Origin of the sequence: Mangrovibacter plantisponsor (genome assembly GCF_003182475.1) — a bacterium.
Classification (GTDB): Bacteria; Pseudomonadota; Gammaproteobacteria; order Enterobacterales; family Enterobacteriaceae; genus Mangrovibacter; species Mangrovibacter plantisponsor.
The window spans coordinates 115143-135627 of the sequence record NZ_QGTS01000012.1; the positions used below are offsets into that span (position 1 = coordinate 115143).

Below are 20485 nucleotides of genomic sequence, written 5' to 3' on the forward strand. Positions count from 1 at the left end.
ACCGCGATTCATGCTGACAACTGCGCGCGAGCTATTTAGGATAATCACACTGTACGGTGCAGCACTGAATCCGAACCAGCGAGCCCACCGAAATTGATATGGAGAATACATGCGCACTCTTTGGCGAATTATTAGTGGTTTTTTTACATGGACATGGCGTTTGCTAAGCTTTTTTCGCAACCTGGTACTCAACCTGATCTTTATTCTGGTGGTACTGGTTGGTGTTGGTGTGTGGTACCAGTTACGCACGCCTCCGGAGGTACCACAGCGTGGTGCCCTGCTGCTGGATGTCACAGGGGTGATTGTCGATAAGCCTTCAGTGACCAACAAGCTTGGTATCATCAGCCGCCAATTGTTGGGTGCCAACTCCGACCGCCTGCAAGAAAACTCACTGTTTGATATTGTGGATGCAATTCGGCAGGCAAAAGATGATCACAACATCACCGGTATCGTACTGGATTTAAAAGACTTCGCCGGAGCCGACCAGCCTTCCATGCAGTATATTGGCAAAGCGTTGCGCGAATTCCGGGACAGCGGCAAACCGGTAATTGCCTATGGCAGTAATTACAGCCAGGGACAGTATTACCTGGCAAGCTTTGCCAATAAAATTTATCTGGCTCCGCAGGGTACTGTTGACCTGCACGGTTTTGCCACCAGCGGGCTTTACTATAAATCTCTGCTAGATAAGTTAAAAATCACCACTCATGTTTTCCGGGTTGGTACTTACAAATCTGCAGTTGAACCCTTTATTCGTGATGATATGTCACCTGCGGCTCGTGATGCAGACAGCCGCTGGATCGGCGAGCTATGGCAAAACTACCTGAATACACTTGCAGCTAACCGAAATATTACGGCGCAACAAGTATTCCCTGGCGCACAGGCTTTACTGGCAGGCTTACAGCAAACCGGCGGCGATACTGCCAAATATGCGCTGGATAACAAACTGGTCGATGAGCTGGCAACCCATGCTCAGGTTGAAAAAGCGCTGACCAAACAGTTCGGCTGGAGCAAAAAAGACCACCAGTTCCGTGCTGTCAGCATTTACAACTACCCATTGCACACACCGTCTGATGCCGGTGGAGCCATCGCGGTCATTTTCGCGAACGGTGCCATTATGGATGGCCCGGAAACCCAGGGGAACGTAGGGGGCGATACCACTGCCGAACAAATTCGTGAAGCACGCCTGGATCCGAGCGTTAAAGCGATTGTGCTGCGGGTGAACAGCCCTGGTGGTAGTGTCAACGCCTCTGAACTAATTCGTGAAGAGCTTGCTGCTGCGCGCCAGGCGGGCAAACCCATCGTTGTATCTATGGGTGGTATGGCGGCTTCTGGGGGGTACTGGATTTCCACACCGGCCAATTACATTATTGCCAACCCGAATACGCTTACCGGCTCAATCGGCATCTTTGGTGTAATCAACACCGTCGAGAACAGCCTGAATGCGATTGGTGTTCACTCTGACGGGGTATCAACTTCCCCGCTGGCGCAGGTCTCCATGACCCAGGCTTTACCGCCTGAAGTGCAACAGATGATGCAACTGAGTATTGAAAATGGCTATAAGCGCTTCATCACACTGGTTGCACAGTCACGCCATAAAACGCCGGACCAGATAGATCAAATTGCTCAGGGGCATGTCTGGACCGGGCAGGATGCCAAAAATAATGGTCTGGTTGACAGCCTGGGTGATTTTGATGATGCACTGAAAAAAGCGGCTGAGCTGGCCAAACTTAAACAGTGGCACCAGGTTTATTACCAGGCTGAGCCCGGTATGCTGGACAAAGTGATTGGCATGTTCGATGGTTCGGTTAGAGCGATGCTCCCCGATGCACTGCAGGCCATGCTCCCTGCCCCGCTGGCAAGTGCCAGTAAGGAAATTATGGCGCAGAGTAACAGCCTGGCTCTTTTTAATGACCCACGGCACCGTTATGCCTGGTGCCTGAACTGTTCAGACATTCGTTAATCAGGTCATCAGCCCGGTATATCCGGGCTGATTTTTTGGTAATTCCTCTCTATACTGCGCCTGTTTATGCACCCCAGGGCTCTGATATGCAAAAAAAATCCATTTATGTCGCTTACACCGGCGGCACCATCGGTATGCAACGTTCTGAGAATGGTTACATACCCGTATCTGGTCATTTACAGCGCCAGCTCGCGCAAATGCCTGAATTCCACCGGCCAGAGATGCCTTCGTTTACCATTCATGAATACCAGCCGCTGATGGATTCATCCGATATGACGCCTGAAGACTGGCAGCATATTGCCGATGATATAGCCGCACACTATGACGAATATGATGGTTTCGTTATTCTGCACGGCACTGACACCATGGCATTCACCTCTTCAGCACTCTCGTTTATGCTGGAAAATCTTGGTAAACCCGTGATTGTCACCGGTTCGCAAATCCCCCTTGCTGAACTGCGTTCCGATGGGCAGATAAACTTGCTCAATGCGCTATACATTGCGGCAAATTATCCTGTTAACGAAGTGACACTATTCTTCAATAACCGCCTGTATCGTGGCAACCGGACAACCAAAGCCCATGCAGATGGTTTTGATGCTTTTGCATCACCTAATCTGCCACCTTTACTGGAGGCTGGCATTCATATCCGCCGTCTCAACACCACACCAGCCCCGTCAGGGCTTGGGGAATTGCAGGTACACCCAATAACGCCGCAGCCGATTGGGGTAGTCACTATTTACCCGGGTATCGCGGCTGACGTGGTGCGTAACTTTGTGCGCCAGCCTGTGAAGGCACTGATCCTGCGTTCCTACGGTGTGGGCAATGCACCTCAAAACCCGGCATTCACTGAAACATTACAGGAAGCCTGTGACCGGGGTATTGTTGTCGTCAACCTGACACAGTGTATGTCTGGTAAAGTCAACATGGGAGGCTATGCTACTGGAAATGCGCTGGCACAAGCGGGTGTTATTAGTGGCTATGATATGACCGTGGAAGCGACGCTGACTAAGTTACATTACCTGCTCAGCCAGAACCTGGGCAGTGAAACGATACGCCAGCAAATGATGAGCAATTTACGTGGTGAACTGACCCCGGACTGATGGAGGTTTGCATGGCGCACAGAGCCTTATTACTGGTTGATATCCAGAATGACTTTTGTGCCGGGGGCGCACTGACTGTTGCTGATGGTGACGCCACCGTTGAGGTTGCCAACCAGTTGATTAAATGGTGCCGGGCCCGCGGAGAAATTGTTATCGCGTCTCAGGACTGGCACCCGCAAGATCACGGTAGCTTTGCACGGGTACAGGGTGCAGAGCCCTTCACAACAGGTATGCTGGATGGGCTGGAGCAAACCTGGTGGCCGGATCATTGTGTTCAAAACACGCAAGGTGCTGAACTGCATCCGTTACTGAAACAAGAAGCCATCTCCGCCTGTTTTCAGAAAGGCGAGAATACGCTGATTGACAGCTACAGCGCGTTTTTTGACAACGAGCACCGGCAAGAAACGCAGCTACACGCCTGGCTCCAGCACTACCATGTCGGCCAACTGATTATTATGGGTCTGGCTACGGATTACTGTGTCAAGTATACGGTGCTGGACGCACTCAAGCTGGGCTACCAGGTTGCCGTTATTGTTGACGGTTGCCGGGGGGTTGAAATGCAGGACGGTGACAGTATCCGTGCGTTTCAGGATATGGCTTTTGCCGGTGCAACTCTCTATACACTGGAGGACTGGTTAGAAGTCCACAATTGAGGCCACTGGCACGCCATTGTGCTGGCAATCACTGTTATGGCAGGCAATGGCCTGTTTTTTGATATTCGCGCGAGCCTGCACATCTGGCTCGCGTTTTTATTGGCAGGCGCCCGGCACGGTAAAAAGTGACAACGTCACGCAATACAGTTTAGCAAGCAGGTACATTTCCTGATGCCAGGGTAACAATATTGTTAGTCTTGTGGTTTCAGAGTCACAATTGATGACGTTTCAATACCGAACTCCGCTTTCAGTTGCTGTTTGCTTTTCATCATAATCTGCCCGTCGGTACCAATTGTCATATGTTCCGGGTCAGCATTGGTTCGCTGTTGCCAGAGCATGACCAGTTGCAGGCAGTTTTCTTTTTGCTCCTGAGTCAGGGGAACACCATCTGGCCACTTTCCCAGTTCCACAGCTGTTGCCAGACGCTGATAAATTTCCGGTGTCATTGTGGATAATACGGCCTCAAAATCCATCATCATTTCTCTCCTTGCTGGAATAATTTGCTGAAACGTTTCAATCAGCCTTTTGTCTCTTCGCCAGACTGCCCGTCGGTAAAACTCAGCGAAGCAGAATTCACGCAATAGCGTTCGCCAGTGGGACGTGGACCATCAGGAAATACGTGTCCTAAATGTGCGTCGCAATGCGCACAACGAATTTCTGTGCGCTGCATACCGTGTGAATAGTCATTCAGATAACGAACTGCATTGCTGTCGACTGGCTCAAAAAAGCTCGGCCAGCCACAACCAGAATCGTATTTTGTTTCAGACCTGAAGAGTGGCGCATTGCACACCAGGCAGTGATACAGGCCATCACGCTTATTGTGCAATAATTGCCCGGTGAAAGGGGGTTCCGTGCCACGTTCCTGAGTAACATAAAATTGCATTTCAGTCAGCGTTGTTTTTATATCGTCATTTTGGGATGAATTGCTCATAGGTGCACTTCCGGCATTAATGGGTTTATCAAATTCTCTCAAGGATTCTAACAAAACATTAACACTCAAGGCGCAACTTTTGTTCTAAACTGTAGCCTGTAAAAGCGACGCAATTTCATTTGTGATCTACGTCACATTATTCTATAGAGCTGACTTTAAAATTCTGGGCGCAGTCCCCATAGAGACTTGTAGCCCAAATGGATGAAGAGGCAGTCAGTCGCACAAAGCTTACGCAGAGGATTGATTTGTCGCAATGATTGACACGATTCCGCTTGACGCTGCGTAAGGTTTTTGTAATTTTACAGCCAACCTTTTATTCACTAACAAATAGCTGGTGGAATATATGACTATCAAAGTAGGTATCAACGGTTTTGGCCGTATCGGTCGCATTGTTTTCCGTGCTGCTCAGAAACGTTCTGACATCGAGATTGTTGCAATCAACGATCTGTTAGACGCTGAGTACATGGCTTACATGCTGAAATATGACTCCACTCACGGCCGTTTCGACGGTACCGTTGAAGTGAAAGACGGCCACCTGGTTGTTGACGGTAAAAAAATCCGCGTTACCGCTGAAAGAGACCCGGCTAATCTGAAATGGGACGAAGTTGGTGTTGATGTAGTTGCAGAAGCAACTGGTATCTTCCTGACTGACGAAACCGCTCGTAAACACATCACTGCTGGCGCCAAAAAAGTTGTTATGACTGGCCCGTCCAAAGACAGCACTCCGATGTTCGTTCGCGGCGCTAACTTCGAAAAATATGCTGGCCAGGATATCGTTTCCAACGCATCCTGCACCACCAACTGCCTGGCACCGCTGGCTAAAGTTATCAACGACAACTTCGGCATCATCGAAGGTCTGATGACTACTGTTCACGCAACTACCGCTACTCAGAAAACTGTTGATGGCCCGTCTCACAAAGACTGGCGTGGTGGCCGTGGCGCTGCTCAGAACATCATCCCGTCTTCTACCGGTGCAGCTAAAGCAGTAGGTAAAGTACTGCCAGAACTGAACGGCAAACTGACTGGTATGGCGTTCCGCGTTCCTACCCCGAACGTATCTGTTGTTGACCTGACTGTACGTCTGGAAAAAGCTGCAACCTACGAACAAATCAAAGCTGCTATCAAAGCTGCGAGCGAAGGCCCGATGAAAGGCGTTCTGGGTTACACTGAAGACGACGTTGTATCTACCGATTTCAACGGCGAAGTTTGCACTTCTGTGTTTGATGCCAAAGCGGGTATCGCACTGAACGACAACTTTGTGAAACTGGTATCCTGGTACGACAACGAAACTGGTTACTCTAACAAAGTACTGGACCTGATCGCTCACATCTCTAAATAAGAGATGAGCATCTGATCCTAAGGGCGACTTCGGTCGCCCTTTTTTATTTCATCACAGAGGAAGGCATTAATGATTGAAAAAATCTTTGCACTACCGGTACTGGAACAGGTCACGCCCACAATATCTCGCAGGAAGTTAGGTGAGCTGGATATTTTGGTTGTCAACCATCCAGCCGTGAAAGCTTCCGTAGCGCTTCAGGGCGCGCATCTTTTGTCATGGCAACCCGAAGGTGAAAAAGAAGTACTGTGGCTGAGTGAAGCATCTCTGTTTGAACATGGCGCGGCTATTCGTGGCGGTGTTCCCATTTGTTGGCCCTGGTTTGGCCCGGCAAAAGATTCATCCCTGCCGTCCCACGGTTTTGCCCGTAACCTGGACTGGCAACTCAGCGCCCATAACGAAGACAATAACGGTGCTGTATTAACATTCGAACTAAAAAGTAGCGATGCATCCCGTAAGTACTGGCCTCATGATTTCACGCTTTATGCCCGTTTTAAACTGGGTGCAACCTGTGAAATGGAACTGGAATCTCACGGCGAATTTGAAACGCAATCAGCACTGCATACCTACTTCACTGTTGGTGATATTAGTGCGGTGAGCGTGAGTGGCTTAGGTCACCGCTTCATTGATAAAGTTAATGGCGGTGTTGAAGACCAGCTCAGCGATGGCATCCAGACCTTCCCGGACCGGGTGGACCGTGTTTATCTTGAAGCTGAAGCTTGCAGCGTTATCCACGATAAGAGCCTGCCTCGCCGTATTGATGTGGTTCATCACCATAACTGCAACGTTGTTGCCTGGAACCCAGGCCCGGCATTGTCTGTCAGTATGAGTGATGTTCCGGACGATGGTTATAAAACCTTCGTTTGCGTCGAAGCTGTTAATGCGACTATTCCGCAAAAAGTATCTGCCAGCCAGCCAGGCCGCCTGGCTTGCGTGCTTTCTGTCAGCAAATAATAACTGGCTGCCTGTAAAACGAGGCTCAACCAGCAAGGTTGCGCCCCGTTCATTCACACCATATCAAGGGGCAATTTGTGTACCGGTGGTGCAAAAAAAGCATCAAGTAACTCGCAATGTGCCTGTGTCAGTACAATATTTGCCGCATCAGCATTTTGTTGGACATGTTCAACAGAAGACGCTTTAGGAATAGCTATCACACCCGGCTGGCGAATCACCCAGGCAAGCAGCAACTGAGCAACAGTAACCCCCAACTCTGCGGCCATAGCCTGTATTCCACTATGCTGCATTAACCCTCTGCGCAACCGCCCGGCCTGAGCGAGCGGGGAATACGCCATTACAGGTATATGGTGGGTGTTACACCAGGGTAATAAATCATATTCAATACCGCGTGAAGCTAAGTGATAGAGTACCTGATTGACCATACAGGCCTGGCCACCCTGAATATCCCACAGCTCCTGCATATCGCTGGCATCAAGGTTAGACACACCCCACCGCCTGATTTTCCCCTGCTTAACCAGGCTCTCCATCACGCGTACTGTTTCTTCCAGTGGGATATTACCCCGCCAGTGCAACAACCATAAATCCAGATGGTCAGTACCCAACCGCTTCAGGCTACCCTCACAGGCCTCAATCGCCTTTTGGCCACCAGCATTCCAGGGATACACTTTGGATACCAAAAACACCTGGTCACGGCGCCCGGAAATCGCTTTGCCAACCACGCGTTCAGCACCACCGTCAGCATACATTTCAGCAGTATCAATCAAGGTCAACCCGGCATCAATTCCCGCCTGAAGCGCGCGCACTTCTTGAGTCATATCACTGGAGTGCTCCCCCATATACCAGGTTCCCTGGCCAATTGCGGGCAGTGCGGTGTTATCAGGGAGTACAACCATTCGTTTAACCATCGTCTGATACCTCCTGTTTTAAAATCCATATCGGAAAAGTATGCCCCAGGTTATCAGTAATCTGCCTGTAGTGACGTTGACTGTAAAACAAACGGGGCGCAAGCGCCCCGTAAAAATGCCTGAAATTTCAGTTTAAAATCTGTAATTAACACCGGTCAGTAATACGCCTGTCCATGAACTGTCTACCATAGGACTATCTTTAATCGCCTTACCAAGGCGAACATAACGCCCCATGCCAAAAATACTCCAGGACGGTGTGACGGCGTAATTCACAGAAAGCTCAACGTACGGGTTCCATGAACTTCCTGCATCCCATGAGTGGATACCGCTACGGCTGGATTCAGAGCGGCTTACCCCATAGTAATAATCATTATGGTTGGCGCTGTTCCATTGTATCCCGACGCCCGGGCTGACATTCCAGCGGCCATACTGATAATGGTAAAGCCACGTGTTATCCCAGGTTATACCATTGCTATTGCCCAGCATATCGCCTGCCAGCACCGTACGCAGGGAGCCAAATTGCGCAGTATTATGGGTCCATGAAATGCCCCCCATAACCGTGGCATACCGGTTGTCCAGGCGTTTCATCTGGGAGTTCGAGCTGTCTTTTGAGCGGAAGTGAATGGGCGAATAAAATGCCGTTAACGCAACTTTGTCGCTCTCGTCATTCCACAAATAATAACCGCCATTAAACCCACGAAAATAGAAGCTCTCCCCTTCATAGCCAATCATTGGAACGGGATAAACTTTATTTTTATAGCCTACGTAAGGGTCTGGAGAAACCAGCGCACCAGCGCCCAAAGACCAACTTGCTGCGCCTGCACTCTGGCAAACCCCAAGCGCCAGTGTGCTCATCAAAATAACAGAACGCATATTCACTTTTAGCTCATTCCTTAGCAATAAAAACGCACAAAGTGTAGCAGATGCTTTGTTTACCCTTAATCAGATAATCCCATTTTTCCGCCAGGAGACTTTTCCTGGTTGTCATTTTTTATTCATTGTTATCTGCTAATTATAATCACCTGAGTTATTTCTTTATTAACAACCAATTGAGAGCTAATGATTCCCTACTGTACATAAAACAGAATACTTTTCTCAGGTAATGGCACACCAATTGTGCTGCAAACTTGCTTTTCTGCACATCATTTAAAAATTTACCAACATTTGCCCACCCTTCAATGTTGGTTATTCATGTCGACATAAAACAAAAATACAGGTTTTTATTTTTTATTAAAAAATAAAACAGAAAAATAATCTAATTTCAGCTCAAATTTTAAACAATCATGGCAATATCCGCCCTCGCTAACAACTTGATCAATCGACAATAGACGCTCATAACAAATAGGACGGTGTTGTGTTTTTGAATGCCGTTGCATACCACCGCTAAAAGTAGGAAAAACTGATAGCTGTAACATGTTCCCAGAATTTATAACAGGACGGTACGCCATGAATATATTCGATCACTATCGTCAGCGTTACGAAGCTGCCAAGGACGAAGAATTCACACTGCAGGAGTTTCTCGCCACTTGTCGGCAAGATCGCAGTGCCTATGCTAACGCGGCAGAACGGCTGTTGATGGCCATCGGCGAGCCGGTGATGGTGGATACAGCACAAGAACCACGGCTATCCCGTCTCTTTTCGAATCGCGTCATTGCGCGCTATCCTGCCTTTGAAGAGTTCTACGGCATGGAAGAAGCGATTGAACAGATTGTTTCTTACCTGAAACATGCCGCTCAAGGGCTCGAAGAGAAGAAACAGATTCTTTATCTGTTGGGGCCGGTTGGTGGGGGTAAATCTTCACTGGCTGAACGCCTGAAGTCGTTGATGCAGCGTGTTCCCATCTATGTCCTGAGTGCTAATGGTGAACGCAGCCCGGTCAATGACCATCCTTTCTGCCTGTTTAACCCGCAGGAGGATGGCGAAATACTTGAGAAAGAATACGGTATCCCTAAACGCTACCTGGGCACGATTATGTCGCCCTGGGCGGCTAAACGCTTGCATGATTTTGGTGGTGATATCACCAAATTTAAGGTGGTCAAAGTGTGGCCATCCATTCTGGAACAGTTGGCCATTGCCAAAACTGAGCCAGGTGATGAAAACAACCAGGATATTTCCGCGCTGGTCGGTAAAGTGGATATCCGTAAACTTGAACATTATGCTCAAAACGACCCTGATGCTTATGGTTATTCTGGCGCTCTGTGCCGCGCGAACCAGGGGATCATGGAATTTGTGGAAATGTTCAAAGCACCTATCAAGGTGCTGCACCCACTGTTAACCGCAACTCAGGAAGGCAACTACAACGGTACTGAAGGGATTTCTGCCCTGCCCTTTAATGGTATTATCCTTGCCCACTCAAACGAATCTGAATGGGTCCAGTTCCGCAATAACAAAAACAATGAAGCATTCCTTGACCGTGTTTATATCGTCAAAGTGCCTTATTGCCTGCGGATTTCTGAAGAAATTAAGATCTATGAAAAACTGCTCAACCACAGTGAGCTGACACACGCCCCTTGCGCTCCGGGCACACTGGAAACACTGGCGCGTTTCTCTATTCTTTCTCGCCTGAAAGAGCCGGAAAACTCCAGTATGTATTCGAAAATGCGGGTCTATGATGGTGAAAGCCTCAAAGATACTGACCCGAAAGCGAAGTCATACCAGGAATACCGGGATTACGCGGGTGTGGATGAAGGGATGAACGGGCTTTCAACACGTTTCGCCTTCAAGATTTTGTCCCGTGTATTTAACTTTGACCACGCGGAAGTTGCCGCAAACCCGGTACATTTGTTCTACGTACTGGAACAGCAAATCGAGCGTGAGCAATTCCCGCAGGAGCAGGCTGAACGGTATATTGAATTCCTGAAAGGCTACCTGATCCCCAAATATGCAGAGTTCATTGGCAAGGAGATTCAGACGGCCTATCTCGAATCCTATTCTGAATATGGCCAGAATATCTTTGACCGTTATGTTACTTACGCCGATTTCTGGATTCAGGACCAGGAGTATCGTGACCCGGATACCGGGCAGTTGTTTGACCGTGAATCGCTCAATGCTGAACTGGAAAAAATTGAAAAGCCGGCAGGTATCAGCAACCCGAAAGATTTTCGTAATGAGATAGTCAATTTCGTCTTACGTGCCAGAGCCAATAACAGTGGGCGTAACCCGAACTGGACCAGTTACGAGAAACTGCGCACCGTGATTGAGAAAAAAATGTTCTCGAACACTGAGGAGTTGTTGCCTGTTATTTCGTTCAACGCCAAAACCTCAACCGACGAGCAGAAAAAACACGATGACTTTGTGGACCGTATGATGGAGAAAGGTTACACCCGTAAACAGGTTCGTTTGTTATGTGAATGGTATCTGCGTGTACGGAAGTCCTCATAACCATGACTGGCGCCGGCTAAGCACGGCGCCTGATCACTGCACAATATGCAGTGATAAATCTGCGCTTTGGCATGCAGTTTGGGGGAAATATGGCCTATTTTATTGACCGGCGTCTTAACGGTAAAAATAAAAGCACGGTTAACCGCCAGCGCTTTTTGCGCCGTTATAAAGCGCAAATCAAACAGTCGATTTCCGAGGCCATTAATAAGCGTTCGGTAACCGATGTGGAGAGCGGCGAATCCGTTTCCATACCTATCGATGACATTAATGAGCCAATGTTCCATCAGGGGCGTGGTGGGATGCGCCAGCGTGTTCATCCCGGTAATGACCATTTTGTCGAGAAAGATCGCATAGAACGCCCTCAGGGTGGTGGTGGCGGTTCAGGGAGTGGCGAAGGCCAGGCCAGTAATGATGGCGAAGGCCAGGACGAGTTTGTATTTCAGATATCCAAAGATGAATATCTGGATCTGCTCTTTGAAGATTTGGCGCTGCCAAACCTGAAGAAAAACCAGCAACGGCAGTTAAATGAGTTCAAAACCCACCGTTCCGGGTATACCGCTAATGGCGTGCCAGCCAACATTAGTGTGGTGCGTTCACTACAAAACTCACTTGCCCGCCGTACAGCAATGAGTGCCGGTAAACGCAGGCAATTGCGGGAACTGGAGGCCGCACTGGATACAGTAGAGCACACCGAACCGGTACAGTTGCTGGAAGAGGAACGGCTGCGCAAAGAAATTGCCGAATTGCGTGAAAAAATTGCCCGGGTGCCTTTTATTGACACATTCGATTTACGCTACAAAAACTTTGAGAAACGCCCGGAACCGTCCAGCCAGGCGGTAATGTTTTGCTTAATGGATGTGTCGGGATCAATGGATCAGGCAACCAAGGATATGGCTAAGCGCTTCTATATACTGCTTTATCTGTTCCTGAGCAGAACATACAAGAATGTGGAAGTGGTTTATATTCGCCACCATACCCAGGCCAAAGAAGTGGATGAACATGAGTTTTTCTACTCACAGGAAACCGGGGGAACCATCGTTTCCAGTGCGTTAAAACTGATGGATGAAGTTGTCAAAGAACGTTATGACCCAGCTCAATGGAACATCTATGCCGCACAGGCATCCGATGGCGATAACTGGGCTGATGATTCGCCTCTTTGCCACGAAATTCTGGCTAAACGCTTACTGCCTGTGGTGCGTTACTACTGTTATATTGAAATAACACGGCGAGCGCACCAGACGTTATGGCGGGAGTATGAACATTTGCAGTCAATGTTCGAAAATTTCTCCATGCAGCATATTCGTGACCAGGATGATATTTACCCGGTATTCAGAGAGTTGTTCCATAAGCAAGCAGCTGAAATGAGCAGCTAATCTATTATAATCAGCCAGTTAAGGCCTCTTTTCTGGCTGATTTTCTGTTTACTCCCGCAGCACTTCCCCCTTGATTCACACTATTTTCTTCACCACAATCACAGACGTACCTGCGTAATGGTAAACATCGCTATGTAACTGGTGCGATGGCACATTACTCCAGGAGATATACAATTAAATTTTTGCCTGAGCCGGGGGGAATCCAATGTCTGAATGCGTTGCCAGTGGCGATATTTACCAACAACTGGTCACCTTATTAAAAGATGAGAACGCACGTTTTCGCATTATGGAGCATGAGCCCGTTGGCAAGTGTGAAGCTGTTTCTGTTGTTCGGGGAACCCGGCTGGAACAAGGTGCCAAGGCACTGGTATGTAAAGTAAAAGGAAATAGTGTGAAACGCCATGTGCTGGCTATTCTGAGTGCAGCGCAACAGGCCGACCTGAGTAAAATCGCACACCACTTTGGCGGGCTAAAAGCATCACTGGCAAGCCCACTGGAAGTGGAAACACTTACTCAGTGCGTTTTTGGCGCCATTCCACCTTTCAGTTTTCACCCGGAGCTTACCTTGATTGCAGACCCGGGGTTATTTCTCCAGCAGCAAGAAATTGCCTTCAACGCGGGCCGCCTGGAAAAATCTATTATTCTCAATACCGACGATTACTTGCGTATTGCCCGCCCACAACTGGTGAACTTTACCCGTTAGCCGCAGGGTTCAGGCAGATTTACCAGGGCCACCCATTTGTTGACCCAGATAACGGCCAGGCGTGGTACCCAACACCTGGCGAAATATAGTAATAAAAGCAGTTGTTGATTCATAACCGAGTGTGCGTGACACTACCTGAACACTCTGCCCTGCAATTAAATAACGTACCGCCATAATCACCATCAACTGCTGGCGCCAGTTACGCCACGTCATTCCGGTTTCACGCAAAATGAGCCTCGATAAGTTTCGCTCACTCATTGCCAGGTGTTTTGCCCATTCCGACAAAGTTCGGCGGTTTCCCGGGTTATCGGCCATGAATCTTACCATTCGGCAAATTTTAGGATGCCCCGAGGAAGGGAGTTGCAGAGGAGCGACCGGCAGTTCAGGTAGTTCATCACGCAAAACCGCCACCAGGCGAGCCGTGCGTTCCCGCTCATACCGCGGCAGTCCCTTTTCAGCCAGAGACAAAACCAGTGCCCTGACCAGTGCAGAAACCTGAAGAGTGCAACATTGCTCTGGCATCGGAATTTCCCCCATTTCGAGGAACAAAAAGCACAACCGTGCGCGCGCCATAACCCGGTTACTGTGCATCATATTACCTGGGATCCATACAGCATAACCCGGCGGAACAATCCACATCCCCTGTTCCACTTCGCATGAAACCCCGCCATGCAGCGCCATGATCAGTTGCCCTTTACGGTGTTTATGCAACGGGAAAAACTGGTCTTTGTCATCTTCCGTTTCAATAAAAAATGCAACCGCCGGATCATGATTTTCATCCGGAATGAATCCACTGAGTGCAAGGTCTCGCGCCATTATTTTGTCCGATTACAGCGATAAAATGTCATTTTAGCTTAATTCATCATACCGCTTTACGGCGTATCATGTGGGTAAATGAGGAGAAACAATGACTACTGCACTTCGTTTAATTGCGCCCTGGCGTATGATTGCCGGAATATTGCTGATTGCAGCCACACTTCGCGCTTCTTTTACCGGCCTTGCTCCACTGCTTGACCAGGTCAGCAGCCGGTTTGCATTATCTGCCACACAAACCGGGATACTGACCACTTTACCTCTGTTTGCATTTGCCATCATTTCACCACTGGCGGCCCGCGTTTCTCGCTACTTTGGCCCGGAACGGAGCCTGGTTAGCGCTTTGTTGATTATCTGCACCGGCATTTTGCTGCGCTCCAGTGGCAACCTTTCCGGGCTCTACCTGGGAACTGTATTGATTGGTGCAGGTATTGCTGTGGGGAACGTACTGTTACCCGGGTTGATAAAACGAGATTTTCCTGGAAGTATTCCCCGCCTTACTGGCGCTTATTCTTTGACGATGGGTGTCGCTGCTGGCCTGGGCTCAGCTGCGATGGTGCCACTGGCTGTCCGTTTTGGCTGGCAAGGTGCATTAGCCTGCCTGATGATTTTTCCGATACTGGCACTTGTAATGTGGTGGGATCAGGTTGGTAAAGGTACCCAGGCTCCCCACGTACGGCAAACCACAGATTCTGCTCCACGAATCTGGTCCAGTTCACTCGCCTGGTTCATTACCCTCTTTTTAGGTATCAACTCGCTTATTTACTATGTGGTAATTGGCTGGCTCCCCATGATACTGATGGATGCAGGGTACAGCGAAGCCCAGGCAGGCTCGCTGCATGGGTTAATGCAACTGGCCTGCGCAGTGCCGGGCTTGTTTATTGGTATGGTGATAAGCCAGATGCGTGATCAGCGCGCTATCGCTGCCGGGGTCTCTTTACTTTGTGCCTTCAGCCTTGCCGGGTTGTGGCTCTTCCCGTCTGCAGCTTCCATCTGGGTATGCCTGTTTGGTTTTGGGTCTGGCGCAACAATGATCCTCGGGCTGTCATTTATTGGCCTGAAAACCTCAACGGCCCATGAAGCAGCCTCACTGTCTGGCATGGCCCAGTCTGTTGGTTATTTGTTGGCTGCATTTGGCCCACCATTAGCCGGTAATGCCCATGCATTCACGCACTCATGGGCATGGCCTGTGCTTGGCTGTTCGGTGTTGAGTGTTGTTATGGCCGCTTTTGGCACAGTTGCAGGGAAAGCACACCGGTAATGGTAATAACTAAGCCCCGAAACGTATTCACTCGTTTCGGGGCATGGGCAACCAGACGTGGCAGTGAGTGCTAAATGACACGAACCGCTTTTAAAAAACCCTGTACCAGAGGTGATGGGCGCTTATCAAGTGATGAGCGTTCATGCTGAAATAGTGTCGCTACAAAATAAGGGTGAGATGACAACTCAACCACCCTTGCTTCACCCTCCCTGTTAGTACCGGTGACCACCAAATCCTGCCCTGACAGCCGGGCGATGAATTCTGCTGAAACACTATAGTGGCAGTTATAGTGCTCAGTAATTTCGGACTTCCCATACGCTCTGGCAATCTGTGTATCCGGGTGGAGTAAGACAACTTCAGATGTCCCTGCAAGAGGGCAAGAAAGTGGAGTGATAATAATATCGCCACCAGTACCTGTCTCTGCATGCGCAGCATTTGGCATTCCCATGACATTGCGGGCATATTCAATCAGGACATACTGGAACCCCGCACATGTGCCCAGAAACGGTACACCCTGTTCACGGGCATAACGAATTGCCAGTAACACCCCTTCAGCTTTTTTGTAAGGGCTTCCGGGCACAACCCAGATGGCATCATAACCCACCAGGTCTTCACCAGAATTTATCTCTTCCGTTGCAAGCCAGTCATAATCCGCCGTCACACCAAGCACAGCAGCAGCGTCATCTAACGCTAAATGAATGGCATCATGTACTACGGATTCATGGTTGTAATCACCAACCAGGGCGATACGTAGCGTGGACTTCGGCAGTGAGGTAGTCATAGGGAAATCCTTATTACACAGTAATGGCTTACTTAGTAATTTTACATGACACTCAGGAACCCAAATAGCCAATAAGCGACCTGTTTATTTACTCTACAACTGTATTGCTGAGTCGATCACATTAACGGGCGTTTTTTTTATCCAAAGCGACCTAACTGGCTGACTGCAAGCTTAAAAATTTATGATAAGTCTGGCAAAAAAGAGTGGTACAAGGCTGAGGTATGTTTGTGTACGGGAAAATGGGGTTGAAAAACACACTGTACAATTCTGGAAAGCTTCACACTGAAATGAATTACTTCTTCAGACTTGCCCTGTACTTTTTGCCAGGGCAAACCAGATACGGATATGCTTTTAATCCATCATTCTTTCCAGCACATCGCTGGATGAAAAATCACTGTCAAGTGGCATCAGGTGCTCATCACGCACAAATGCAAAACCAGGCTGTTTGTCGAACGCGATGACATCACCTGTTACTAACCACAGGCTGCACCCTGTATCTGCTGGCAGTACTGTTTCTACTCCGTTGACCGGGTTAATAAAACGTTCTCCGGGGCGGTAACGTTCAAACAGGCAGACAGACTTACCAATATTTATTCGACCAGACAAAGTTCTGGCACCAATAATTAAGGCCAGGCTACCAGGTTTTAGCGCGTTCATTTCCTTTTTCTCTTACACTGATTTTTGACGGCGTAGATCAGAGCATTCCTGGTGCAAAAAGTAAATATTTTTTGTACAAAAAACGATTATATTACATACACGCCGCTGAGAACGCAGCTTATTGATAATGCGTCTCAAAATCATTAATAACAACTAACAGGCCGCCTCAAATAATAACGTTCTCTTTTCGGTAGATGTTTTTGGAAAACAACAGATCCAGCCCCATCGTTTCCAGCCAGGTATTTTATTTAACAGGCAAAAAACAGCACAGAAACTCTACTTAACACAAATTCCACATTGTCTCCATTATTAATTCTTTTTTTGCTGCTAAATTTTTATTTGTTCAGGGATAAACCCCCGAACCTCATTCCATAATCAATAAGTTGACTTTGGCCCCACCCCTTGCAATGGGGCCTTTTTTTTCTTATTCATGTCGCCTGATTTTTCTGCAAATGCTGTTTTCTGACATATATTCATAAGCATGGATATAAACTCCATAATTTCTCCATGTTCTGTTCACTATTAGCGAGTACATTTACTGTGTTCTCATTGAAAACCAGAGAGCATCATTCCCTATTGATAAATCATTTTTCCCCATCCAGTCTGGATGGGGTTTTTTTTATCAAAAAAATGCCATCACTCACTCGATACCTGTTCTGCTGTGCATTAAAACGCCTGTTCATGCCTGCAGTACCCACAACTGCAACCCGAAGTATAACAATGTGCTATCTATTGCCACTGGTTGATGGGTGGCGAAAAACACTGATGGCTTGCTTCCAATCAGTTGGTGCCCTGGCAGTACAAGTTTCATACTAATTTCACATACATACGGTGATTTACCTGCGTGATAATTTATGGCCTAATAGCTTTTTTTCACCTGCCTGAAAATATTTATGCTAACCATACTTCATTTCTGTTTTGCGCTGATTGTTATCCTGGCTCTGGCCTGGCTGGCAAGTTTCGAACGTAAGAAAATTCGCATTCGTTATATTCTTCAATTAGTTGTTATTGAAGCTGCTTTGGCATGGTTTTTCCTGCATGCAGAGGGAGGGCTAATTGTAATTAAACATGTTGCCGCTCTTTTTGACTCGTTACTTCATTTCGCAAGCCAGGGTACTGACTTTGTCTTTGGCGGCATGGGTAAGCAAGGCCTGGCATTTGTTTTCTTAGGCGTGTTGTGCCCGATTATTTTTATTTCTGCGTTGATCGGAATTTTACAGCACTGGCGTATTCTTCCTGTTCTGATTCGCATTTTCGGCACTGTTTTGTCAAAAATTAATGGCATGGGGAAACTGGAATCGTTCAATGCTGTCAGTTCCCTGACGCTCGGTCAGTCTGAAAACTTTATTGCCTACAAAGGTGTACTGGCTCAATTATCACCTCAGCGCATGTTCACCATGGCAGCTACTGCGATGTCCACGGTGTCGTTATCTATTGTGGGAGCGTACATGACAATGCTTGAACCGCGTTATGTCGTTGCCGCACTGGTACTGAATATGTTCAGCACCTTCATTATCCTGTCGGTCATCAACCCAACACAGCCCGGCAAGGAGCCAGAAGTCCAGTTGGAGAAGCTTCATGAATCGCAAAGTTTCTTTGAAATGCTTGGGGAATACATTCTGGCAGGTTTTAAAGTTGCAATGATAATTCTGGCCATGCTGATAGGTTTTATTGCAATTATTAGTGCGATTAACGCACTGTTCTCAACGCTCTTTGGCTACAGTTTCCAACAACTTCTGGGATTTGTATTTTACCCGCTGGCCTGGCTCGTGGGGATCCCTCAAGTGGATGCGCTGCAGGCGGGCAGCATCATGGCTACTAAATTAGTGGCCAATGAATTTGTTGCGATGATCGATCTGCAAAAAATCGCCCAGGGCATGACACCGCGGGGTTTGGGTATTCTGTCTGTTTTTCTGGTTTCCTTTGCCAACTTTGCGTCTATTGGCATTGTGGCCGGAGCAATTAAAGGCCTGGATGAGCGCCAGGGGAATACGGTATCCCGCTATGGATTACGCCTGGTGTACGGGGCTACGCTGGTGAGCCTGTTGTCGGCCGCTTTTGCCGGGCTGGTTCTTTAAAACTGGCGCCCCATTGATGTGTGGCGGGGCAATTCCCGCCACAAGTTAGCGTTAAAAACCCACACAAACCGTGTCATCTACACGCATTACTGAATCTTGCGCAAACCGGGTTTTATAAACAGAACGCAAGGTTTCTATTTTTTGGTTTTCAGCCGGGTCGTTGCCATGAATTAACATCAACGCCTTACTATTTTCTTTTGCCAGTTTACCGTCATTGCCCAGCCACTGCCCGCGTGCATCAAACACAGTCAACCCATCACGAAAACGCGGTGTCACATCTTGATCAACAAAGTGCTGCCACTCAGCACTGGTGATATCAGGCCCACCAGAGCGGCTCAGGCCAAAGTACAATGTTGTTTGCACCATTGGTGCACCCACTTTACAGGTTGCATCCGTCTTTTCAGCTGTTTTGGTCACTGGTGCGGTACAGCCTGCCAGCGAGAAAGCCAGAAAAGCTGCAGAAATGCCTGCCACAAATACGTTTTTCATTATTCACCTGTCTTACTATCATCTGAATCATTGTTATTGGTATACAACTCTGTATTTCGCTTCTGAATAGAATACGAAATTCAAAGGAATAGCAAGCAAACAGACAGGTAAGAAGTGCAGGAAGGCTATTAACCGCCTTCCCGGGATGGTTAGTGCTCAACTTGCGGTTTTGGTTTGAATGAATTTAATCGCGTCTGCTTCAGTCATTCCCGTACCATGCACGAGTAAGTCTACCTCGTCTTCATTCGCTTTGTTTTTGAAGGTTTGTGTCTGTGATACGTCAAACACACCACTGATGATGTCACCCCGTTGAATGTCATCGCTGGATTGTAACTCGGCGACAATAAACCCGCCGTCTTCATCACGCAACACAATGAAACCGATGCGGTGTTCATGCAATACGACAACAGCATCCATCAGGTTTGCCCTCTTGTTATTTATTGAAACAAGGCACCATTCCTGCAATTGTCCGGGCAGGAGGTAACTTAACCTCACCACAAAGCGTGGTTATACTTTCATTATCGGCCCGGAACAGAAAAACCTGCGCAGAAAAATGAATAACGCGAGGTGATTCACACCATTGCAGCAAACCGATTAAGTAGCCAGCCCCTCTTTATGTTTCGTCCACCAACCTGCTCGCCTGTTAATGCTTCATATCAGGAGGGGTGTTCAGCATACCCACAGCATTTTGTAAGAGTTCAATCAACTCAAGTGCGGTTTCTTTACTCAGCAAAAAGTTTTTGTCGCTGTGAACTGTGGGGTCTGTTGGTGTAGCCAGGAACTGAGGGGTAACAATCAACGCATCGTAATCTTTTGCGATGCGAATATCTAACCCAGCGAGTGGGAAAGTTTCGTACTTTTGCTCTTCTTTCATGGGCACCCCGACTTCATCCTTACCTTGCGCACCAGCAGGAAACAAAATAGCCCCTGCAGTCAGGTTAATGGCATATCATTCGGCTAAATAAATGTCTCTACGTAAAAAGTATGATTTACCAAAAACACCATTGATTTATAAGGATAATTTTAACATGCACGGAGTCTTACCAATAAATTTAAAACAGCCAGGATAACCGTTGCTAAAAAGAATGACGCGATATCATTCACTCA

At 48.0% G+C, this 20485-nt stretch carries 20 protein-coding genes; 10 read left to right on the forward strand and 10 right to left on the reverse strand.

Going from position 1 to position 20485, the window contains the following annotated elements; genetic code table 11:
- Positions 1-109: 109 nt before the first annotated feature.
- The 3 genes from sppA (at position 110) to pncA (ending at position 3713) form a co-directional block, all read left to right on the forward strand.
- The gene (gene sppA, locus DES37_RS18815; RefSeq protein ID WP_110027280.1) at positions 110-1960 is read left to right on the forward strand and encodes a signal peptide peptidase SppA; all 1851 of its coding nucleotides are present in this window, start codon (positions 110-112) and stop codon (positions 1958-1960) included.
- Between the two features lie 86 nt (positions 1961-2046).
- A complete protein-coding gene (ansA, locus tag DES37_RS18820) occupies positions 2047-3060 on the forward strand; it encodes an asparaginase (protein WP_110027282.1) in 1014 nt (337 codons plus the stop codon).
- Positions 3061-3071: 11 nt separating this feature from the next.
- Positions 3072-3713 carry a bifunctional nicotinamidase/pyrazinamidase gene (gene pncA, locus DES37_RS18825; protein WP_110027284.1) on the forward strand — a complete coding sequence of 214 codons (642 nt, stop codon included), beginning with the start codon at positions 3072-3074 and terminating at the stop codon, positions 3711-3713.
- A gap of 191 nt (positions 3714-3904) precedes the next feature.
- Here the strand turns inward: pncA and DES37_RS18830 are convergent, their stop codons facing one another.
- On the reverse strand, positions 3905-4186 hold the full coding sequence (locus DES37_RS18830) for a YeaC family protein (RefSeq protein WP_110027346.1): 282 nt from the start codon (positions 4184-4186) through the stop codon (positions 3905-3907).
- A gap of 44 nt (positions 4187-4230) precedes the next feature.
- Positions 4231-4644 carry a peptide-methionine (R)-S-oxide reductase MsrB gene (msrB, locus tag DES37_RS18835; protein WP_036108474.1) on the reverse strand — a complete coding sequence of 138 codons (414 nt, stop codon included), beginning with the start codon at positions 4642-4644 and terminating at the stop codon, positions 4231-4233.
- Positions 4645-4987: 343 nt separating this feature from the next.
- On the opposite strand from msrB, the gene gapA reads away from it, so the two are divergent.
- Complete coding sequence (gapA, locus tag DES37_RS18840; RefSeq protein WP_036108473.1) at positions 4988-5983, forward strand: glyceraldehyde-3-phosphate dehydrogenase; 996 nt, start codon at positions 4988-4990, stop codon at positions 5981-5983.
- 69 nt (positions 5984-6052) lie between these two features.
- Complete coding sequence (locus DES37_RS18845) at positions 6053-6934, forward strand: D-hexose-6-phosphate mutarotase (RefSeq protein WP_110027286.1); 882 nt, start codon at positions 6053-6055, stop codon at positions 6932-6934.
- A gap of 53 nt (positions 6935-6987) precedes the next feature.
- On the opposite strand, the gene DES37_RS18850 is transcribed toward DES37_RS18845, so the two are convergent.
- Both DES37_RS18850 and DES37_RS18855 read right to left on the reverse strand, forming a co-directional pair.
- On the reverse strand, positions 6988-7842 hold the full coding sequence (locus tag DES37_RS18850) for an aldo/keto reductase (RefSeq protein ID WP_110027288.1): 855 nt from the start codon (positions 7840-7842) through the stop codon (positions 6988-6990).
- Positions 7843-7974: 132 nt separating this feature from the next.
- Positions 7975-8715, reverse strand: a complete 741-nt coding sequence (locus tag DES37_RS18855; RefSeq protein ID WP_110027290.1) for a MipA/OmpV family protein — start codon at positions 8713-8715, stop codon at positions 7975-7977.
- Positions 8716-9288: 573 nt separating this feature from the next.
- Between DES37_RS18855 and yeaG the strand changes: the two genes are divergently transcribed.
- From yeaG to DES37_RS18870, 3 genes are all read left to right on the forward strand, one after another.
- On the forward strand, positions 9289-11223 hold the full coding sequence (gene yeaG / locus DES37_RS18860) for a protein kinase YeaG (RefSeq protein ID WP_036108466.1): 1935 nt from the start codon (positions 9289-9291) through the stop codon (positions 11221-11223).
- Positions 11224-11294: 71 nt separating this feature from the next.
- On the forward strand, positions 11295-12596 hold the full coding sequence (locus DES37_RS18865) for a YeaH/YhbH family protein (RefSeq protein ID WP_036108463.1): 1302 nt from the start codon (positions 11295-11297) through the stop codon (positions 12594-12596).
- 205 nt (positions 12597-12801) lie between these two features.
- Complete coding sequence (locus DES37_RS18870; protein WP_036108461.1) at positions 12802-13299, forward strand: YbaK/prolyl-tRNA synthetase associated domain-containing protein; 498 nt, start codon at positions 12802-12804, stop codon at positions 13297-13299.
- A 9-nt stretch (positions 13300-13308) separates the two neighbouring features.
- Here DES37_RS18870 and DES37_RS18875 read toward each other — a convergent pair whose 3' ends face one another.
- Positions 13309-14115, reverse strand: coding sequence for an AraC family transcriptional regulator (locus DES37_RS18875; RefSeq protein ID WP_036108460.1), 807 nt, complete (start codon positions 14113-14115; stop codon positions 13309-13311).
- A 91-nt stretch (positions 14116-14206) separates the two neighbouring features.
- Here DES37_RS18875 and DES37_RS18880 point away from each other — a divergent pair, with 91 nt between their 5' ends.
- Positions 14207-15373, forward strand: a complete 1167-nt coding sequence (locus tag DES37_RS18880; protein ID WP_110027291.1) for an MFS transporter — start codon at positions 14207-14209, stop codon at positions 15371-15373.
- Positions 15374-15443: 70 nt separating this feature from the next.
- Here DES37_RS18880 and DES37_RS18885 read toward each other — a convergent pair whose 3' ends face one another.
- On the reverse strand, positions 15444-16154 hold the full coding sequence (locus DES37_RS18885) for a CTP synthase C-terminal region-related (seleno)protein (protein ID WP_036108455.1): 711 nt from the start codon (positions 16152-16154) through the stop codon (positions 15444-15446).
- Positions 16155-16505: 351 nt separating this feature from the next.
- Entirely contained in the window at positions 16506-16811 is a 306-nt protein-coding gene (locus DES37_RS18890) for a hypothetical protein (RefSeq protein WP_036108451.1), read from the reverse strand.
- 893 nt (positions 16812-17704) lie between these two features.
- Between DES37_RS18890 and DES37_RS18895 the strand changes: the two genes are divergently transcribed.
- Complete coding sequence (locus tag DES37_RS18895; RefSeq protein WP_036108449.1) at positions 17705-18889, forward strand: NupC/NupG family nucleoside CNT transporter; 1185 nt, start codon at positions 17705-17707, stop codon at positions 18887-18889.
- A gap of 51 nt (positions 18890-18940) precedes the next feature.
- Here the strand turns inward: DES37_RS18895 and DES37_RS18900 are convergent, their stop codons facing one another.
- The 3 genes from DES37_RS18900 to DES37_RS18910 form a co-directional block, all read right to left on the reverse strand.
- Positions 18941-19378 carry a DUF3574 domain-containing protein gene (locus tag DES37_RS18900; protein ID WP_110027293.1) on the reverse strand — a complete coding sequence of 146 codons (438 nt, stop codon included), beginning with the start codon at positions 19376-19378 and terminating at the stop codon, positions 18941-18943.
- Positions 19379-19534: 156 nt separating this feature from the next.
- On the reverse strand, positions 19535-19795 hold the full coding sequence (locus DES37_RS18905) for a hypothetical protein (protein WP_110027295.1): 261 nt from the start codon (positions 19793-19795) through the stop codon (positions 19535-19537).
- Positions 19796-20021: 226 nt separating this feature from the next.
- Entirely contained in the window at positions 20022-20297 is a 276-nt protein-coding gene (locus DES37_RS18910; RefSeq protein WP_036108443.1) for a hypothetical protein, read from the reverse strand.
- Positions 20298-20485 lie beyond the last annotated feature (188 nt).